Raw genomic sequence first — 20,030 nt, forward strand, 5'->3', positions numbered from 1 at the left:
TTAAAAATGAAAATGACAAAAATTGTTTGTACAATCGGACCAAAATCTGAGAGTAAGGAAGTACTTACCAGTCTTATAGATAACGGAATGAACGTTATGAGACTGAATTTCTCACACGGAGATTATGAGGAACATGGTGGAAGAATAAGAACAGCAAGGGAAATAATGGCTGAAACAAATAAGCATATAGCAATTTTATTAGATACAAAAGGACCGGAAATAAGAACAGGAAAACTGGAAAACGGGAAAGATGTTGTTCTTGAAACTGGAAATGAAGTAATAGTAACAGTTGACTACTCATTTGTAGGAAATAAAGATAAATTTGCAGTATCATATGCCGGAATAATCAATGATTTGAAACCCGGAAATATAATACTTCTTGATGACGGGCTAATAGCTCTGGAAGTACAGGCAATAAGCGGAACTGAAATAAAATGTCTTATAAAAAATACAGGAGAATTAGGGGAACACAAAGGTGTAAATCTTCCCGGAGTATCTGTAAGTCTTCCGGCTCTTGCTGAAAAAGACATAGAAGATTTGAAATTCGGATGTGAGCAGGGTGTAGACTTTATAGCAGCTTCATTTATCAGAAAAGCAGGAGATGTGGCAGAGGTAAGAAGTGTCCTTGATGCAAACGGCGGAGAAAATATAAAAGTAATTTCAAAAATAGAAAGTCAGGAAGGTCTAGATAATTTTGACGAAATTCTGGAATTATCAGACGGAATCATGGTGGCAAGAGGAGATCTAGGAGTAGAAATACCTGTAGAGGAAGTGCCTTTTGCACAAAAAATGATGATAAAAAAATGTAACGAAGAAGGAAAAGTAGTAATCACAGCTACTCAGATGCTGGATTCAATGATAAGAAACCCAAGACCTACAAGAGCAGAAGTAGGGGACGTGGCTAATGCCATACTTGACGGAACTGATGCAGTAATGCTTTCGGGAGAATCTGCAAAAGGTAAGTATCCGTTGGAAACTGTAAAGACTATGACAGCTATAGCTGACAGAACAGACAGATTCAAAAAATATAAAGATCTTCTTTTTGACGGAGATATTACAATAACAGAAGCTGTATCTAAAGGTGCAGTGGAAGCAGGAAATCTTCTTGGTGCAAAGGCTATTCTTGTATGGACTAAAAGCGGAAGAGCTGCAAGAATGGTAAGAAAATACGGACCGGTAGTTCCTATAGTAGCTCTTACTGATAATGAACAAACTGCAAGACAGCTTTCATTAACAAGAGGAGTAACAAGCTTTGTTGATAAAAATCTGGATAAAACAGATGAATTCTTTGCAAGAGCAATGGAACTGGTAGTAACATTGCCAACTATCAAAAAAGGTGATATAGTAGTATTAGTTACAGGAATATCTGAAACTGGAACTACAAATACATTTAAAGTAGGAATAGTAGGAGAATAATTTATATAAAAAGAGGGACTGGTATATTTCAGCCCTCTTTTTTTGATCTGGTACACTACTATATTACTTTGGATGCCGCTGTGAATTCTATTATCAGCCAGATGCCAAATATCCTTTGAAGTTCTTTCTAATATTAAAATATTCTGTATTATCTGGCTAAATATAGACAAGTTATAACATACAGAAATGAATTTTTTAAATAAAAATATAAAATGTTGAATTTTAGTGCATAGATTGTTATACTAGTAGTGGATAAATATATTAAACTATCAGCAAAACACTGAAACAAGAACAATATATAAAGAATTCGGGAAGGAGAACAATAGTGAAAAATTTAATCAATCGAAATGTAAATGATGTGTTTGACGAAATTATTCGTAAAAGAAGAAGTATTCGTTCTTTTAAAAGTATTGTACCATCTAAGGAAATAATAAAGGAAATCATAACAGCAGGAGCTTATGCACCTTATGGAGCACTTGCAATAACTGATATCTCACAGTACAGACGTTTTTTTGTTTTTACTAAAAATCACGGATATCTGGACAGAATAAATACATATATAAAAGAAGCTGCAAAAGCAAATTTGGAAGAACTTGAGAAAGATCTGAAAAAAGAACCAGATTTAAAAGAGGAATCAGAGTCTTATAAAAGAAGACTTGAAAGTTTTGCCATGAATGGTTTTATCGGACTGTCAGAAGTACCATGTCTGATTATAATTGCTGAAAAGCGGGGACTGCCGTCAGTAGAAAGACAATCTTTGGCTCATGTTCTGGAAAATATGTGGCTTAAAGTAGCTGCAATGGATATGGGAATGCACCTTTTTTCCATAATAGAAAGTCTTAGCAGCAGCAAGGAATTTAGCAGTCTTTTAAAGCTGAATCACGGGGAATACACTTATACAGGATGTGTAATAGGATTTCCGCTTACTAAAAGCGAGAAAAAGGAAGATATACACGTGGATAAATCTATCAGCTGGTATTAAGTATTAATCTTTTCATCTTTATATTTAACAGTAAATAATTTTCTTATTCTTACAACAGGTTTTTATACAAAAGAGGCGGATATTCCTAAACAGTTGATATTATGGTATAATATGCCAATAAGTTATGTTTATGGAAAGGGATAATATGAAAAAGATTTTTTTACTGGTTCCTTTGATAGTCATTTTTGGTATTTACAGTGCTTTTGAGAATGGCTGGCTCAGATTAAACTATCTGGGGAAAAAAGAATTTCCTGTGAGAGGAATAGATATTTCCCATCATCAGAAAAAAATTAACTGGGAAGAACTGAGAAAGGCTGAGATCAATTTTGTAATAATCAAAGCTACTGAAGGTGCAGATTATCAGGATCCCAATTTCAAGGAAAACTGGAATGAATCATTGAAAGAGGGATATGAAACCGGTGCATACCATTTTTACAGATTGTGTAAAAGCGGGAATGAACAGGCCGAAAATTTTATTAATACAGTCCCAAAATCGGAAACTGCTCTTCCGCCGTTTATAGATCTGGAATATGGAGGAAACTGCAAGACTGATAAAAGCAGGGATGAAGTAAAAAAAGAAATATATATTTTTCTGGAAACTGTAAAAGATCATTACGGGAAATCCCCTGTGCTCTATGCGACAGATTCTTTTTACAAAGATTATATAGAAAATGATTATCAGGAATATGACATATGGATAAGAAATATTATATCAAAGCCAAAACTGGAAAATAACAGAAAATGGACATTCTGGCAGTATGCGAACAGAGGCCGTTTAAAGGGAATAGAAGGTTTTGTTGATCTAAATATTTTTCATGGCTCTGAAGAAGAATACAGAAAATTTATAAAGTAAGGAGAAGTAATATAGGTATGAAATCACTGGATAATATAATAGATGAATTTGCAAAGCTTCCGGGAATAGGAAGAAAAAGTGCAATGAGAATAGCATTTCATGTCCTTGAGATGGAAGATGAAGAGCTGCTTAATTTTATTACGATTTTGAAAGAGGCGAAAGAAAAAATAAAAAAATGTGAAATATGCGGAAATCTCACAGAAAATGATATATGCGAAATTTGTTCCGATGAAGAAAGAGACAGTAGTATTATATGTATTGTAAAGGATTCAAGAGATATTATAGCTTTTGAAAAGTCAAAAACATATAACGGACTTTATCATGTTTTGGGCGGAATAATAGACCCTTTGAACGGAATAGGTGTAGATGATCTGGATATAGACAAGCTTACGAAACGACTTACAGGAAATGTAAAAGAGGTTATACTTGCTCTGGATCCCAGTCTGGAAGGAGAAACAACATCTTTATATCTTTCCAAAATTATTAAGGAAAAAGAGATAATAGTATCGAGAATAGCCAGCGGGATTCCTATGGGAGGAAATATCGAATTTTCTGATATAGCTACTCTTTCAAGATCACTGGAAGGGCGTAAGGAAATATAAAATAAGTAAACTAAAAAAGACTGTAATTAATCAGTAAATCTCTAGTATTACGAGATATTGCAGTGATTTCTGACATTACAGTCTTTTTATATGGAATTATAATTTAAAATAATTTTCAAGTATATCCCCTAATTCAAATGTATGTACAATTAAAATTGATTTTACCATTAATTTAAAATAAAAAAATATAATATTTTTTTCTAAACAAAGAATAATTATTATAGATAAACAATACACATTATGTTAATGTTTTAAACTTATAAATTGATTCTTTGTCTGATAAAATAAACAGGAAATGAAAACAAATTTATTAAAAAACTCACAAGAGGTGCTTACTAAAGCTAATATTATGTTATAATTATAATGATACACTATTTGCATGGTTTTAATAAGAAGCTAATTGTAGATATTTTACTGGATTTTTATGATAAAAATAATTACTCTGTAAATGAGAGCAAACGCTGAAATATTAGATTAGTTTACATAATATTTCCAGAAATAAAATTGTACAGAAAGAAGGTACTGCGGAACTTTAGTTTATTAACTGGATTTTGGATTAAATAAAATTTATAAAGGAGGTACGATTATTATATTTTACTGATGTTAGAGCTTAAAAGACACTGGTACGGCATCAGGAGTCAGAATATCAGACAAAAATAGAGCAGGTAGTAAAAGTAAAGACAGAAAAAGTACGTAAGTATAAACGGATACAAAAATAGATCATTTATTATTGAAATAAATAACAGACAGATTAGAACAGCATAAGGTAATTAAGGAGGAACAATGAAAGCAAATAAAAAATTATTAGTATCATTTTTAGCATTGAATGCAGTATTATCAGTAAATGCCAGCGGAGCAGAAAAAGCAGCATCATCTAAATATGACAGAATGTATAACAGTATGGTAAAGAATCTTGAACAGGGAAAATCTAACCAGAAAAACTATGAAATAATAGAACGAATACTTAATCAAAAAAATAAAGAATTAAAAGATTTATATCTACAGGGAGAATATGTTGTAAAACCTGAATATCTGGAATGGCAGGTATTTTTCTCAGGATTTTATGATGAATACGGTAAGGGTGTAGATAATACTTCAGAAAATGCGGCCTATCATACTAAGGTAAGCGGATATTATGACGATAATGGTAATTATGTAACGACAAGCAGCAGTATAAACGGAATGGCGGGGAAACCTTATCAGCCATTACAGCAGCCGAAAGACATTAATCTGGGAGTGAGTATTCCTTTGAAGGGAATGAGCAGGGAACCGCTTACATTATCATTATCTCCGGCAAGTGAAATAAGTATAAATCCGAGCACTCTTACAGTAACTGCACCGACAGGGGTATCGATACCGTCTCTAAGTTTTCTGGAATTCCAGCCGCTGGAACCGATAGTAGAGTTACCACAGCTTGTACCGATTCCGATAATAACAATCGGTGGAGCAGGAGGCGGTAACGGCGGATACACAGGATTTTATCCAAACAGTGATCCAGATGGTAATGCTATCATATCGCAGATGGATGTTCTTACAGGTGAGATTTATGCACATATAGCTAGTCATTCGGGTACAGGCGGATACGGCTCAAAAGTAATTTATGACAATTATGCGCTTACTAATTTAACAGGAGGGCCGTCAGCAGGACTGACTATATCAGCCGGTGGACAGGCATTACCTGCCGGAGTATATAATTCTACTACAAATACAAGTGTTCAGGGAATATTTAAAGTCGTGGATAATACATTAACAAGATATGGAGTAGTAGGAAGCAATCCTGACGATCTGTCAATAACTCTGGAAGGGGATGACCCAAACCCGGTATTTTTAGGACAAATACTTCACTATGACGAACATTATTATGGGACACAATATAGACTTGACGGACTTGAAGCACAGGGCTGGATAACAGCAGCAGAAAAAGCAGAGCTTGCAGATAAGTTTCTTGATCCGGTGCTGGGTCATACAACTGCAAACAGATATTTCCAATATGTAGAAAATAACAGTACATGGAATCTGAAAGGATCCAGCATAGTAGCTGTGAATCTGCAGGCACACAGCGGTGGTCAGGCTGCAAACAGTATATTTATGAACAGGGGAAAAATAATAGGTCTGAATGAAGCAAGTACAAATAATAATCTGGTAGGAAATCAGGTTGCCTTTATGTTTACTGAGGGAACAAGCAGTCAGAAACAGGAAGGGTTTGATAATACAGGCTTAATAGAAATGAGAGCTCCGGGAAATGTCATCTATTTAATGACAAGCAGTGCGTCTTCTTCGGGTAATGGAAAACATATTCTTATGAATAACGGGGACATGAAGCTTTACGGCAGACAAAATGTAGGGGTATATACAAGATCTGGAACAACAAATCTTACAAGAACAGAAATAAAATTATATAATCCGATAACAGTTCTGGGTGATGAAAGTATTGGTGTAGATATAGAAAGAGTATTAAACTTCGCCAATTCAAAAATAAAAGTAGATGTGGGAACAGAGGATCCTAAACAAACAGTAACAAGTATGTCGGGAGTAAACGGACTTGAAAACAGCGGTCATATAGCAAGTACAGGATATAGCGATCAGCATACTGATAATGCAATTGGAATGTATATTAATTTGGCATCAACATTTACTCTGGATGACTATGAAATAAAACTGGGAGAATACTCTCAGAAAGGCATAGGAGTGAGAATTGAAAACGGTCATCTGACTCTGGGAAGTAATATGCTGGATACAACAACAAAACACTCGCTGATAAGTGACGGCGGGATAGGGAATATATTAATTGCAGGAATCGGTTCTTCTTCATCTGTAACAACTGATGCAAATACTATATTAGAAGTAAAAAATGGTAAGTCACAGGTAGGAGTGTATGCTAATACAGGTTCAAGTGTTATTAATGCAGGGACATTAAATGCAAGCGGAGAAGGAACAAAAGGAATAGTCGTAGATACTGCAAGTACAATAACAAATTCCGGAGTAATTAATGTGTCAGGAGGAGTATATACTGATTCTTCAAATAATAAATCAGGATCTGTGGGAGTAGCAGTAAAAGATGCAGGTTCGACATTTACATCAGCAGGAGTGGGAAGCAATGTAACAGTAGATGTATCTGGTAAAGAATCTACAGGGCTGTTTGCTGATACAGGAGTAATTGATATTACAAACGGAACAATAAAAACTTCTGACGGTGCATTTAATTTATACGCCAAAGGAAGTACAGGAAAAATAAAGCTGACAAATGTAAATATGGAAACAGGTCAGAGATCACTGCTTTTCTATAATGAAAACGGAGGAACTTTTGAGCTGAATAATGTAAATGCCACAATAAAAGGTGCTGCGAATGCAAATGACAGAGGAACGGCTTTTTACTATGTAGGAACAGGTGTTCTGCCAACATTGACAACTGCAGATTTATCAGCATATTTTGCAAGCGTATTTAATAATACGGCAAATAATTTAACATTAAATATGGAGACAGGATCAAGATTATTTATAGTAGATAATGTGTCAATAGATCTGAGTGTAACAGCAACACCTCTAGGTTCTATAGCAGGAGGACCGACGGTAACAGGAAGTTCTGATTATAAAACATATATGATGTATAAAAGTCTGCTTGGCATAGATCAGAATATCGCTCTTGATACAGCCACAGATGCATATAATAATCTGGAAATAGTAACATCAAGTATATATAATAACGGATACAACATAACTGGAAGTCTTACAAATCAAGTAGCAATGGGACAGGAAAACGGACTGGATACTCTCGGGGTTTCATTGCCGAGAAGTACAGTATCACTGACTAATGACGGAGGAAATATAACATTATCGGGAGCTTCTTCTGTGGGAATGTACGCGAATTACGGGGAATTAAGAAATATGAATTCCGGAGTAATTAATGTAAGCGGGGCAGGATCTATAGGAATGTACGGGGCAAATGGTACTCTGGCAGATAATCAGACAGGATCTGTTATTAATATTTCCAGTTCAGGAGTAGGAATATATGCAGAAGGTAATAAACAAGGAATAGCACAGACTTTCGGAAACGGGAAAATAGATATAGTAAACAGTGGATTAATACAGGCAGGGGCATCATCTAATGCAATGGGAATATATGCAAATAATAACAGTACGGGAATAGCGGCAGATGCACACGTAAATCTTTCAAACGGTACGATAGATCTGGGAGCTTCTGAAAATGCAGTTGGTGTTTTTGTAGATAAAGGAACTGTAACAGATTCAGGCTCTACAATAACAGTAGGTAAAAACGGAGTGGCTCTTTATGCTAAAGACAGTGTTGTAACTTTGGCAGGAACTACAATAAATCTGTTCGGTGATAACTCATTAGGACTTTATCTTGACGGAACAACAAGCTTTACTGGAAGCGGAAATATAAATATAAACGGACAGAATGTTGTGTTGTTTAATATGAATTCAAGCGGAGCAATCAGTAATTCATTTAATGTAGTAAGTGTTGCACCGGGTTCTACATATACATTAGGAAATATAACAGGAGGAGTATTTGAATACACAGGAAGCAGTAATCTTGCTTCAAACGGAACTCTTGTATCCGGAACAGGGTCAGCAATATATTTAAACGGTTCTGCAATAACAGCATCTCCCGGCTCTACAAATGTAGCAGGTGTTGTATTAGACGGACCATATACCGGGTTTAGTCCGCTGCCCGCAGGAATGACTTCGGGAACGGACGGTGAAAATGCAGGGATTATTACTTTGGGAGATAGTTCTGTCGGTATATACGGTAAAAATGGTTCAAGAATAAGTAATACAAATACAATAACAGTAGATAATGCTTCAGCAGGATTAATGACTTCCGGAGCAGGAGCTTTTGCTCAGAATAGCGGAACAATAACAGTAGGAACAGGTTCTCAGGGTATCTATCTGAAAGACGGGGATTATGCTCAGAATACAGGGAATATATTAAGTGCCGGAGCCGGAACAGTAGGTATTTATGCAAATAATGCATCGGTGCATGTAACTAATGGCGGAAATATTGATCTGTCAGGAGATAAATCAATAGGTATTTATTCTATAGGTACAATTCCGCAAAATATAAATAATACAGGAGCATTAAAAATAGGAGATTCTGTAAATACATCAGATCCAAGTATAGGAATATACGGTGCAGTGGCAGGAAGCACAATAACAAACAGCGGAACAGTCACATCAGGAGTAAGATCAATAGGTATGTACAGTAACGGAGGAACTGTTAATAATATTGGTGCTTCAAACATAGGTAACTCAGGAGTGGGGATATATTCTACCGGGGGAGTTGTTAATCTAAATTCAGGTTCTGCATTTAATATGGGAACAAACGGAGCAGTGGGAGTATACGGAGTATATTCTGCTGTAAATAACTCTGCTGATCTTAATATAGGAAACAGCAACTATGGATACATTCTAAAAGGCGGATCACTGACAAATGCGGCAGGAACAAACAGCAGTATTGGTGATGATTCGGTATATATGTATAGTACTGAAGGAACAACGGTAACTAATGACGGAACTCTGATAATGTCAGGAGCAAATAATGTAGGCTTCTATATGGCACAGGATCCGACAAGCAAAGTTGGCGGAGCTGTTATGATTAATAATGCCGGAGGTAATATTTCTGGAACTGTAGGAAATAACAATGTCGGAATATATAACTATGGTGGTATTGTAGATAACTACGGCGATGTGGCAGTGGGTAATTCAGATATTAAATTTATAACAGGGACTACAAATGTAGATGTTAAAGCTAGTAAGTATTCAGTCGGGATCTACGGAGAGAATGCCGCGATTATAAACCGTGCGGGAGCTAATGTATCAGCAGGCTACGGCGGATATGGAATAGTAGCAAAAGGCGGAACTGCAAGCAACTTTGGAACAGTAACAACTACAGGTGATTATTCTACAGGTATGTATACAGAAAACGGAGTAATAACAAATGAAGCAGGCGGAACTATAAATGTTTCAGGTAATAATACAATAGGAATGGCAGGAAAAGGAATAGGTTCGCACATAATAAACCATGGAACAATTAATATAACAGGTAATGACGCAATAGGTATGTATGGTAATCTTGGAACAGTAATAACAAATACAGGGACAATCGATATATCGGGACAGAACAGCCAGATATTCGTATCATCAGATCCAGATGATCCCGGACATACAGTAGGAGCAGGAACGGCAACTATAAACGGAGGAACAGCAGCAAATGTGATAAGCTCGATTGGAAATATTCATGCTCTGCCGGCATTGATAAATGCAGGAATTATAAAATCAAACGGAGTACTGGCATTAGATGGTGTACAGGTAATGGTAAAGCCTGATCCTACGACAGCGCAGCCGTCATCAGATCCTAATTTTGATTTTTCATTATCGGGAACTTCGATAATAGCGGATGAAGTATTGACATCAAAGCCGATAGTAATACTTCCGGGATTCTCTGACGGAACAATAGCAGATGTATATAAACTGGAAGGATTAATAAAGGCATCATCAGGACAGTATGACTTTGTAAGCGGATCATTGTTATGGGAAGCAACACCAAGAGCAACAGGAACAGGTGCAGATATATATATGTCAAGAAAAGCATTTACGGAATTTACAGACGGTTTATGGTATGAAGACTTTGGTACTGCATTGGAAAATAACTTCTTGGGTGCGACAGGCGACGGAGTGAAAATATATAATAAAACAGCATATATTCCTGATGAACAAAATTTCAGACATATAATGGGAAGTCTTGCAGGAAATGTGTATGCTAATATAAACCAGAGAGAAGACGATATAGCCAAAACATTTGAAAATTCATTGCATTTATTACAGGATTCAACAAACAATACAAAAGAAAATGTAAAAATAAATGTAATAGCAGGAAAAGGAAAGAACAAAGAAGAAACAGACGGAGTAACAGGGTATGACTACACAACAACAGGAGTACTTGCATTAAGAGAAGTAGAAAGAACATATAAGCATACATTTGGTTATTCATTAGGATATTTACATACAGGATTTGAATTTAATGACGGGAACAGCAGCGAAGAATGGGTGGATACTGTACAGCTTGGATTACATAACAAGTATAAAACAAACGGATGGACATTAAGAAATGATCTGACAGGAAGGGTAAGTATTCATAACGTGGACAGAAATATAGACTGGCCGTCACCGCTTGGCAGATCAGAAATGAACGGAACATACGAAACATACAGTATAACAAGTGACAATATACTAGGGAAAGAATTTGGACTAGGAAAGAAAGCAAGTATAATGCCGTATGGAGCATTTAGAGCTATGTATGTGACAAGACCGGATTTCAGTGAGAGCGGACTGGAAAAGCTTGAGGTGGAAGGAAATGATGCATGGAGTGCTAAGCCGAGAGCCGGGGTAGAGCTGAAAGGAGCGCTGCCGTTAGGAGCTAATACAGCATGGCAATTAAAGGGTACGCTTGATTTTGCTTATGAATATGAGCTTGCAGACCTTAATGAAAGAGAAAAAGCAAGACTGATAGCAATAGAAGACGGGTATCATAAACTTTCAAAACCGCAGGATGAAAAAGGAACATTCAGAACAAGAGCAGCAATAGGCGTAGAGATAGAAGACAGATACGGAATATTCCTAACAGGAGAGTACTCAACAGGAAATGATAAGGAAAATGATTACAGAGCAGGAGTAACTTTAAAAGCAGTATTTTAAGCAATAAAAAGTACGGAAAATGATATGTTCAATAAAATAAAAAGTATTTATTATATTTTTGGGAAGAGCCGGAGTTAAAAAATCCGGCTCTTTTTCTTGAAAAGAAAATAAAAAATATTATTTGTTACAATTTTTTAAATAGAAATTTATTATAAGAAGAATGTTATCAAGAGTGATTTTTATTAGATGGTTTATGAAATTAATTTTAATTAATAAAAATATTTTATCAAATACTATTGACTATTTTTGAAAACGAGGTAATATAAGAATATAAATAACGTTATATAGCTAAAAACATGTTTTTTTGAAAAAATACAAGTAATTTGGTAAAATATTTTTATTAATTAGAAGTGGAGGAAATATGGGAATAAAGGAAAAAACTTTTAATCTGGGTCAGAAGCTTGGGAAGGCAATATTGCTGCCAATAGCAATACTTCCCGTGGCAGGGCTGCTGCTGGGTGTATCAGCAGCATTATCAAACCCGGTTATAGTAAAAACATATCCGGCATTAAATCATGTGGCGATACAGGCAGTATTCAAGATAATGAATGCCGCAGGAAACGGAGTATTCTCGGCGTTACCGTTAATATTTGCAGTGGGAATAGCAGTTGGTCTTGCTAAAGCTGATAAAGGAACAGCAGGTTTAGCTTCTGTAATAGGTTATTTAATAATGAATTGTACTATAAATGCATTATTGACTATTACAGGAAAGATAGCCCCGAAAGATATAGATCCGAAATTGTTCGGTCAGGGAAATATACTTGGTACGGTTACTTTACAGACCGGAATATTCGGAGGAATAGTTATCGGGTTAATGGTAGCATATCTTCATAACAAATACTATCAGAAAAAGCTTCCAACGTATCTTGCATTTTTCGGCGGTTCAAGATTTGTACCTATAGTAACATCGGTGGCAGCTCTTGCAGCCGGAGCAGTATTATTCTTTATATGGCCTTTCTTCGGTGCATTATTCGCTTCAGCAGGTGTACTGGTAAATAAAACAGGAATATTAGGTGCATTTATATACGGGTTTATACTGCGTTTATTACTGCCTCTGGGGCTTCATCATGTTTTTTATCTTCCGTTTTGGACAACAGCACTTGGAGGAACACTTGAAGTAGGAGGAAAAAGTGTAGAAGGATTTCAGGCAATATTTCTTGCACAGCTTGGTGATCCTGATACTGCTAAGTTTTTTGGAAATCTTGCAAAATTTAACAGCGGAAGATATCTGCATATTATGATAGGACTTCCTGCTGTATGTCTTGCAATGTATCGTGCAATACCTGATAAAAAAAGAAGAATAGCAACAATGGGATTTTTGCTTTCAGCGGCATTGACATCTTTCATAACAGGAGTAACAGAGCCTATTGATTTTGCCCTTCTCTTTGCATCGCCTGTTTTATATCTTGTCAGCTGTGTATATTTTGCCTTATGTTTTGTGATAACCACTGTAGCGGATATTACCATAGGTTCCACTTTTTCGGCTGGAGTAATAGAATTTCTGTTATTCGGAGTAATGCAGGGTAATGCAAAAACCGGATATCTATACCTTCTGTTAATAGGAATACCTTTGTTTTTTGTATACTATTTCTCATTCAAATTTATGATTCAAAAATTTAATTATAAAACTCCGGGAAGAGGGGATGAGTCAGATGATGTAATGATGGATGACGGAAAAGGCGGAAATGTTACAGACGGTAAAAAAGAACAGGCAATTATAGACGGACTTGGAGGTCTTGAGAATATAGTGGATCTTGATAATTGTGCCACAAGACTTCGTGTAACATTAAAAGACGGAACTAAAGTAAATGAACCGAAATTAAAGGGAACAGGCGCAGTAGGAATTATAAGCAAGGGAAATTCAATTCAGGTAGTCTACGGACCAACTGTTAATATAATAAAAAATGATTTGGAAGCATATATAAAAAGTATTGAAATATGAGAACAGCAAGGAGACAAAAAATGAAAAACTATAAACTGCTTTGGGGGGATCTGCACTCAAATATACATCACAATCAGATAAATGAAATGGAGAAATGGTATGAATTTGCCGGAGAAGTAACTGACTTCTGGGCAGTAGCATATTATCCCTATTATATGAGAAAGCTCGATTCAGGATTGGGTATAGAAGATATTTATGATAAGGAAATAAGAGAAGCTGACTGGGAGAAAGTACTGGAATTCTGTAAGGAAAAAAATTCCGAAGCCGGTAAAAATGGAAATATTCCTGTGTTTGCAGGGTATGAATGGCAGGGGTCCGGTCTTGACGGGGATCATAATGTATTTTATCTTGGAGATAATAACGGGCTTTTTGTTCCTTTGAGATACGGGGAGTTATGCAGTATTCTTCCTTTGGGAGAAGCAATTGCCATACCGCATCATCCTGCTTATGCACTGGGAAGCAGAGGGAAAAACTGGGGAACTCATAATCCTGATTATTCTCCGTTTATAGAAATATATTCATCACACGGCTCATCAGAAAGCGGGTATACAGACCGGCATATGCAGCGTCATATACATATGGGGCCGAGAACAGGCGGAACATCGGTATTCGACGGATTGATAAACGGTCATGAAGTAGGGATAATAGCTTCCGGAGATAATCATTCAGTACCGGCAATGTATGGTCACGGACTAATGGCATGCTATGCAGAGGATAATACAAAGGAAAAAATATGGGAAGCGATGCAAAAAAAACATGTCTACGGTGTTACAGGAAACAGGATAAAATTAAAGTATAACATAGGTGATGCTATGATGGGGGATAAGATAAGCAGCAGAGCATCTTATGATCATATAATAGAAACAGAAGCCGGGGATGCTGTAGACAGAATAGAGCTTATCAGAAACGGAGTACTTGATAAAGTATATACACATTCCGGAAAATGGGAAGAAAAAGAGATTACCGGAGAAGTGACATTTAAATTTCGGGCAGAATTTGGATGGGGTCCTGATTTGAGAATTTATCCAGATATAACTATGAAAAAATGGAAAGGAAGTCTGAATACTTCCGGAGAAATAATAAGTATAGAAAAATGCTGGACCTCATACGGTCAAAAGCTGATATGGGATAAAAAGGATCAGTGTGAATTCGAACTGGCTACATATAAGACTTCCCAGAGCGGAAAATGGATGGGGCCGTCGCCTGTAACAACGGAAAGCTTCATATTTGAAATCAAGGCAGATATTGATTCAGACATAGAATTCACAATAGACGGTAAAAATTTTACATATTCAGTAAGAAGTATCCTTGCTAATACCCAGCTTATCAGCTTTGAGGAGGAAGCAAGAAAGCTTTCAAAAGAAAGATTCGGATTTGATGAATTTTACAGAAATGATAATTTTCATCATAATGCTTATAAAGTACTGATTCACAGGGGAACTCCCGAAGAAGGATATAAAGTACACTGGGAAACTGTAACAGCAGGTAAAAAGAAAGAAAAAGACTTTTATATGGTAAAGGTGTTTCAGAGAGACGGAAATATAGCATGGTCATCACCTATATGGGTGGAATAACAAGGAGGTACAAGGTAATGAATATTTTATACATACACACACATGATTCCGGAAGATTTTTGAAACCGTACGGATATAACGTGCCGACTGACTATTTATTGGAATTTGCCAAGGATGCCGTTGTTTTCAGAAAGGCATTCTGCGGGGCACCGACATGTTCGCCCAGCCGGTCAGTCCTGCTGACAGGAATGTATGCACATAATAACGGTATGCTGGGGCTTGCTCACAGAGGTTTTAAAATAAATGATTACAGCAAACACCTTGCAAGCTACCTGAAAAATTATGATTATGAAACTGTTTTATCCGGTGTACAGCATGAGGCAGATTCTTGGCTGAATTATGATAAAGCTGCAAAGGTAATAGGCTACAGCTGTGATATTACTACTGTGCCTGAAAAAGACAATGAAGAAGAGCTTGTTTACTGGGACAGAAATAATGCTGCCGAAACAGCAGAATACTTTAAGAAAGCTGCTAAAACCGATAAGAAATTTTTTATGTCATTTGGTATGTTCAGTACTCACAGAAAATATCCCGTCATTCCGGAAAATAATACTGATCCTGATTATGTAGAGTTGCCGCCGAGAACTTATGATAATGAAAATAACAGGGCGGATACTGCCAGATACATGGATTCGGCAAGGATGGCAGATGATTGCATAAAAACTGTAATAGAGGCATTAAAAGATGCAGGACTTTATGAAAAGACAATAATAATCTTTACTACCGATCATGGTGTAGCCAATCCGTTTGACAAATGTTTTTTGAATGACAGCGGAATAGGAGTAGCTTTGATAATCAGAGATCCGAATCAGAAGAAACAGGGAAGAGCAATAGATGCTATGGTTTCGCATATTGATATTTTCCCCACACTGTGTGAGCTGACAGGAGTGGAGAAGCCGGAGTGGCTTCAGGGGAAATCACTGGTTCCCCTTCTTTATGAAAATAAAAAGGTAAGGGAAGAGATATATGCAGAGATTAATTATCACACATCATATGAACCTGCAAGATGTGTAAGGAATGAAAGATATAAATATATAAAGTATTTTGATAAGACATATGACAAATATAACTATTCCAATATGGATGATTCCGAAGTAAAAGGATTTCTCATGAAAAATGGTCTTTTGGATATGAAAAAAGAAATGGAAATACTTTATGATCTGTACTTTGATCCGGGTGAAAGCAATAATGTAGCAGGAAAAGCTGAATACAGCGAAATTCTTGAAGAAATGAGAATAAAGCTTCAAAAGTGGCAGAAGCAAACTGATGATCCTGTGCTGGAAGGAAGAATAAAAGCACCTGAAGGAGCAAAAATAAATAATAAAGAGTGTATGTCAGCTGGTTCTAAAAATAAAAATGACTACGAAAAGTTTCCGGATTAAAATATAAATTCATATATAAATAGAAAAAAATGCTTTTTTATGTTATATATTTAGTATAATGTAATTAAGAAAAAAACGGTAACCGGTGCAGTATCTATCCAGATTAAAAGAAAAAGAACGCTGCACCGGTTAAAATACCGGAAAGGGTTATATATGAAAATCGGAATAAATCTTCAGGATATAAAACAGAGGAATCTTAAGGCAATATTAAGAGTAGTGAATAAACATGGTCAGATACCAAAAAAGGAAATAGCAGAGGTTCTCGGAATGACGCCTATGACTATTTCCAATATTGCCAATGAAATGATAGATGAGGGGATATTAAAAACAATAGGAAAGAAAGAAGAGAAAAATATAGGAAGAAAAAAAATTCTAATTGGTATAAATTATGAATATAAAAAGGTAATCGGAATATATATATACAGGGATGATGAGTTCATAAGGGCAAAAATCGGAATAACATATCTTAATTCCGAGGCTATAGATGAAATAAATCTGAAATATGAGAAGGATGAAGATCCGGCGTACATTTTTCAGGATATTTCAAAAGGTATAAAAGAAAAACTAAAAAAATTAAAAGTCAATAAGAATGAAATTCTCGGGATAGGGATATCTATTGTAGGTATAGTTGATCAGGAAAACGGAATAAGCGTGAATGCTCAGGGCTTATGGAAAAAGAAAGTGGAGGTAGCACAGGTATTCAAAGAGAATTTCGATATTCCTGTTCATGTGGCTAATAATATACATTCATATTTTCTTGCATATAAATTGTTTGAAAATATGCAGACAGATAATGGAAACTATATTTTTCTGAAGTATGGAACGGGGATAGGGTCGGCTCTTATAATGAATAATGAAATACAGGACGGAATTCATTTCAGTGCCGGAAAATTATCACATATAAGAGTAGAATCACCTGCCATAGTAAAATGCCCATGCGGTGATATAAACTGTCTTGATGCGGTTGTAAATTTTTACAGAATTATAAATGAAGTAAAAGAAGTATATTCTGAGGAGGTAACACCTGTATTATATGAGAAAACAAACGGGATAGAGGAAAATATAAATATAGAACATATATTTTATGCTTATTCACAGGGAGAAGTGATGATAAAGGAAATACTGGAAAGAAAGTATTATGCCATAGCTTCTGTATTGGTGGATATAGTAAAATTCATTGATCCTGACAGAGTTTTTATTACAGGCTACGGTTTTACCAACGAAACGCTGAACAGACTGTTTTTTGACTATGTTTATGAACTGAGCAACAGAAAAATAAGCAGAGAAATATTTGTGAAAAATGATATATATAAAATACCGCAGTATATAGGTGCAGTAGCTCTTATTCTGGAGAAGGAATTCTATAATTGATAATACGGCAGTTTTGTATTTCACAGAAGAAAGGCAGATAAGCTGTCTCTTTCTGAATTATAAACGGGACTGTTGTAATCAGGAGACAGAATGCTATATTTTATTTTATCGTTAGTAACTTCCACACTGGGAAGTCTGATAGGAATAGGAGGAGGGGTAATATTAAGACCTTCCTTAAAATTACTGGGGGAAAGTGCAAAATCAGCAGCGGCTCTTTCCACTTTTACGGTTTTTATAATGGCTGTTATTAGTGTTTATAAATATAATAAAAGTAAAAAGATAGATTTTAGAACAGGTATAAAAGCGGGGCTGCTTATAGTCCCCGGAAGCTATATAGGAACATTTGCAATTGCTTATGTGGCTGAAAGCTTTATAAATTTCACATATTTATTTGTTTTGTTTATTTTGATATGTCTAATGTTTTTTAAGGAAAAAATACATAAAATAGAAATAAATTATTTTTTTAAACTGATAATTTCTCTTGTAATAGGATTTTGTGCAGGAATTCTCGGGATAGGCGGCGGACCGTTTCTCATACCGCTTTTGATGTTTGTATTTCATACAGAAATAAAAAAAATTCCCGGAACCAGTGTATTTATAGTGTTTATAAGCTCGCTGTTCAGTCTGGTACAGCATGCGGCTGACGGAAATATTGACTATATAAAGGCTCTGCCTCTGGCAATAGCAGCTATAATCGGTTCTGTTATAGGAACAAGGTTAAACAGAAAGACTGATGGAAAAACAGTAATAAATTTATATAATATAATAATGATACTGCTGTTTTTAGGCAGTCTGGCAGCTTTGACACTTAATCTGTAAATATTTGCAGCGTATACAATTTAGAAGGAAGTCAGGATTTTTGTGAAATTAGTATTTTTAAATAAACAGATAAAAAATAGAGAGTGGGAGTCAGTGATCTCTCATTTTTTATTATAAATCCGCTGATGTTATATTAAAACCACAGATAAAGAAATTTAATTTGACTGTTTACAGAGAAGTAATTATAATATATAAAAAAGGGTGTGACTAAATCAAATCCTGAGAGAACACACAATAATAAAGACATTAGAAAGGGAATGAGAGCCGCCAAGTATAGGAGTGAGATAATGAGTTCAAGTCACGGCGAGACAGTAATGCAAAAACCAATCAATGAATATGCTTTATATCTTAAAAGCCTGATACCGAAAAATATACCCGAAACTTATGCGTTGAATCCCATGTTTGAAGATGTTGCGGATGAAGAAAACATACGAAACGGCATTATTGCATTCAGAGATTATTTATACTTATTCTGTGAACGCTTGATTTCAGACGGTCATTTATATTCAAAGCCGCACAAAACAAAGAATCTGGAAGATTATCCTTTTATAAATAATATTAATCACCTGTTGATTGAAATAGGTTATCACAGCCAATTTAATGAAAACGGGGATTCATTATTGATAACTGAAATACCGCTGTTCACTCTACCAAAGCCTAAAGTTCCTTTTTCTAAACAAGTAGAATGCTTGCAATTCCTAACTTTATGCGGCTTTGTTTTTTCCGGTATTGATTTAGACGGGAAAAAAATCGAGTTTACAGAAGGTCAGGTTCTGGAAGTTACTTATCCTGACAATCCTCTTGTACTCACAGGTCTAAAGGTTCTTTCGATCGCTGCTAAGGAGCTGTGGAGAAGATTTTATAATAATGCTGATAATCTTCTGCGATGTGACTACAGAGCTATAAAAGCAGAGGATTCTGATGACTATGATATTTTAAAAGAATTTTTGCAGTCTTTACCTGAAAAACTTCAGAAATTTGGTTTGGAATTACATCAGCGTTATAAAGATATGGGAATGACTTGCGTAGAACTTCATGATGATGCAAATCATTTTGCTTATGCGAATACAAAGAAAAGTAAAAAGACCTTGTCCAGAAGAGATATCTTTCAAAAAAGGGTATGGGAGTTTAGTTTATCTGTAAAATACGGATTCTGTTTAGTAGTAAGAATGAAAAAAGCTGATAAATATGCAGATATTATTGAAGGATTTCCTTTAGTCCTAAAAGAAAAGATTTTACAAGGCTACGGCTGTGACAGAAAGCTGCGCAATGAACCCTGTCAGGGCGGTTGCCAGGGGATTCGCATTCCTTTTGATAATTCAGTGCTTGAAATGAAAAAAGATATTGAAATATGGCTGGATAATGAGGTAATGTGA

Annotated in this window: 11 protein-coding genes; all 11 read left to right on the forward strand. The window is 35.6% G+C overall.

From position 1 onward, the window contains the following. Window positions 1-6: 6 nt before the first annotated feature. Window positions 7-1,416, forward strand: a complete 1,410-nt coding sequence (gene pykF / locus STERM_RS08440; RefSeq protein ID WP_012861170.1) for a pyruvate kinase PykF — start codon at window positions 7-9, stop codon at window positions 1,414-1,416. A gap of 325 nt (window positions 1,417-1,741) precedes the next feature. Further along, a complete protein-coding gene (locus STERM_RS08445; RefSeq protein ID WP_012861171.1) occupies window positions 1,742-2,398 on the forward strand; it encodes a nitroreductase family protein in 657 nt (218 codons plus the stop codon). Between the two features lie 145 nt (window positions 2,399-2,543). Continuing rightward, window positions 2,544-3,251 (forward strand): glycoside hydrolase family 25 protein, encoded by a 708-nt coding sequence (locus STERM_RS08450; protein ID WP_012861172.1) that lies wholly within the window; start codon window positions 2,544-2,546, stop codon window positions 3,249-3,251. Window positions 3,252-3,268: 17 nt separating this feature from the next. Further along, window positions 3,269-3,853, forward strand: a complete 585-nt coding sequence (gene recR / locus STERM_RS08455; RefSeq protein ID WP_012861173.1) for a recombination mediator RecR — start codon at window positions 3,269-3,271, stop codon at window positions 3,851-3,853. 783 nt (window positions 3,854-4,636) lie between these two features. Next, complete coding sequence (locus STERM_RS08460) at window positions 4,637-11,566, forward strand: autotransporter domain-containing protein (RefSeq protein WP_012861174.1); 6,930 nt, start codon at window positions 4,637-4,639, stop codon at window positions 11,564-11,566. Between the two features lie 361 nt (window positions 11,567-11,927). Beyond that, window positions 11,928-13,508: a PTS transporter subunit EIIC gene (locus STERM_RS08465; RefSeq protein ID WP_012861175.1), complete on the forward strand. Its 1,581-nt coding sequence runs from the start codon at window positions 11,928-11,930 to the stop codon at window positions 13,506-13,508. A gap of 20 nt (window positions 13,509-13,528) precedes the next feature. Beyond that, entirely contained in the window at window positions 13,529-15,082 is a 1,554-nt protein-coding gene (locus tag STERM_RS08470; protein WP_012861176.1) for a DUF3604 domain-containing protein, read from the forward strand. Between the two features lie 17 nt (window positions 15,083-15,099). Beyond that, entirely contained in the window at window positions 15,100-16,464 is a 1,365-nt protein-coding gene (locus STERM_RS08475) for an N-sulfoglucosamine sulfohydrolase (RefSeq protein WP_012861177.1), read from the forward strand. A gap of 153 nt (window positions 16,465-16,617) precedes the next feature. Beyond that, window positions 16,618-17,835, forward strand: coding sequence for an ROK family transcriptional regulator (locus tag STERM_RS08480; protein WP_012861178.1), 1,218 nt, complete (start codon window positions 16,618-16,620; stop codon window positions 17,833-17,835). Between the two features lie 90 nt (window positions 17,836-17,925). Further along, complete coding sequence (locus STERM_RS21215) at window positions 17,926-18,654, forward strand: sulfite exporter TauE/SafE family protein (RefSeq protein ID WP_012861179.1); 729 nt, start codon at window positions 17,926-17,928, stop codon at window positions 18,652-18,654. Window positions 18,655-18,941: 287 nt separating this feature from the next. Further along, window positions 18,942-20,030, forward strand: coding sequence for a hypothetical protein (locus tag STERM_RS08490; RefSeq protein ID WP_012861180.1), 1,089 nt, complete (start codon window positions 18,942-18,944; stop codon window positions 20,028-20,030).

The sequence above is a fragment of the Sebaldella termitidis ATCC 33386 genome, from assembly GCF_000024405.1.
Lineage (GTDB): Bacteria > Fusobacteriota > Fusobacteriia > Fusobacteriales > Leptotrichiaceae > Sebaldella > Sebaldella termitidis.

Excerpts from the sequence above, each read along its gene's own strand:
- STERM_RS08460 (WP_012861174.1), top strand. The coding sequence starts at position 4,637 with ATGAAAGCAAATAAAAAATTATTAGTATCATTTTTAGCATTGAATGCA.
- STERM_RS08450 (WP_012861172.1), top strand. The coding sequence starts at position 2,544 with ATGAAAAAGATTTTTTTACTGGTTCCTTTGATAGTCATTTTTGGTATT.
- pykF (WP_012861170.1), top strand. The coding sequence starts at position 7 with ATGAAAATGACAAAAATTGTTTGTACAATCGGACCAAAATCTGAGAGT.
- STERM_RS21215 (WP_012861179.1), top strand. The coding sequence starts at position 17,926 with ATGCTATATTTTATTTTATCGTTAGTAACTTCCACACTGGGAAGTCTG.
- recR (WP_012861173.1), top strand. The coding sequence starts at position 3,269 with ATGAAATCACTGGATAATATAATAGATGAATTTGCAAAGCTTCCGGGA.
- STERM_RS08470 (WP_012861176.1), top strand. The coding sequence starts at position 13,529 with ATGAAAAACTATAAACTGCTTTGGGGGGATCTGCACTCAAATATACAT.
- STERM_RS08480 (WP_012861178.1), top strand. The coding sequence starts at position 16,618 with ATGAAAATCGGAATAAATCTTCAGGATATAAAACAGAGGAATCTTAAG.
- STERM_RS08465 (WP_012861175.1), top strand. The coding sequence starts at position 11,928 with ATGGGAATAAAGGAAAAAACTTTTAATCTGGGTCAGAAGCTTGGGAAG.
- STERM_RS08490 (WP_012861180.1), top strand. The coding sequence starts at position 18,942 with ATGAGTTCAAGTCACGGCGAGACAGTAATGCAAAAACCAATCAATGAA.
- STERM_RS08475 (WP_012861177.1), top strand. The coding sequence starts at position 15,100 with ATGAATATTTTATACATACACACACATGATTCCGGAAGATTTTTGAAA.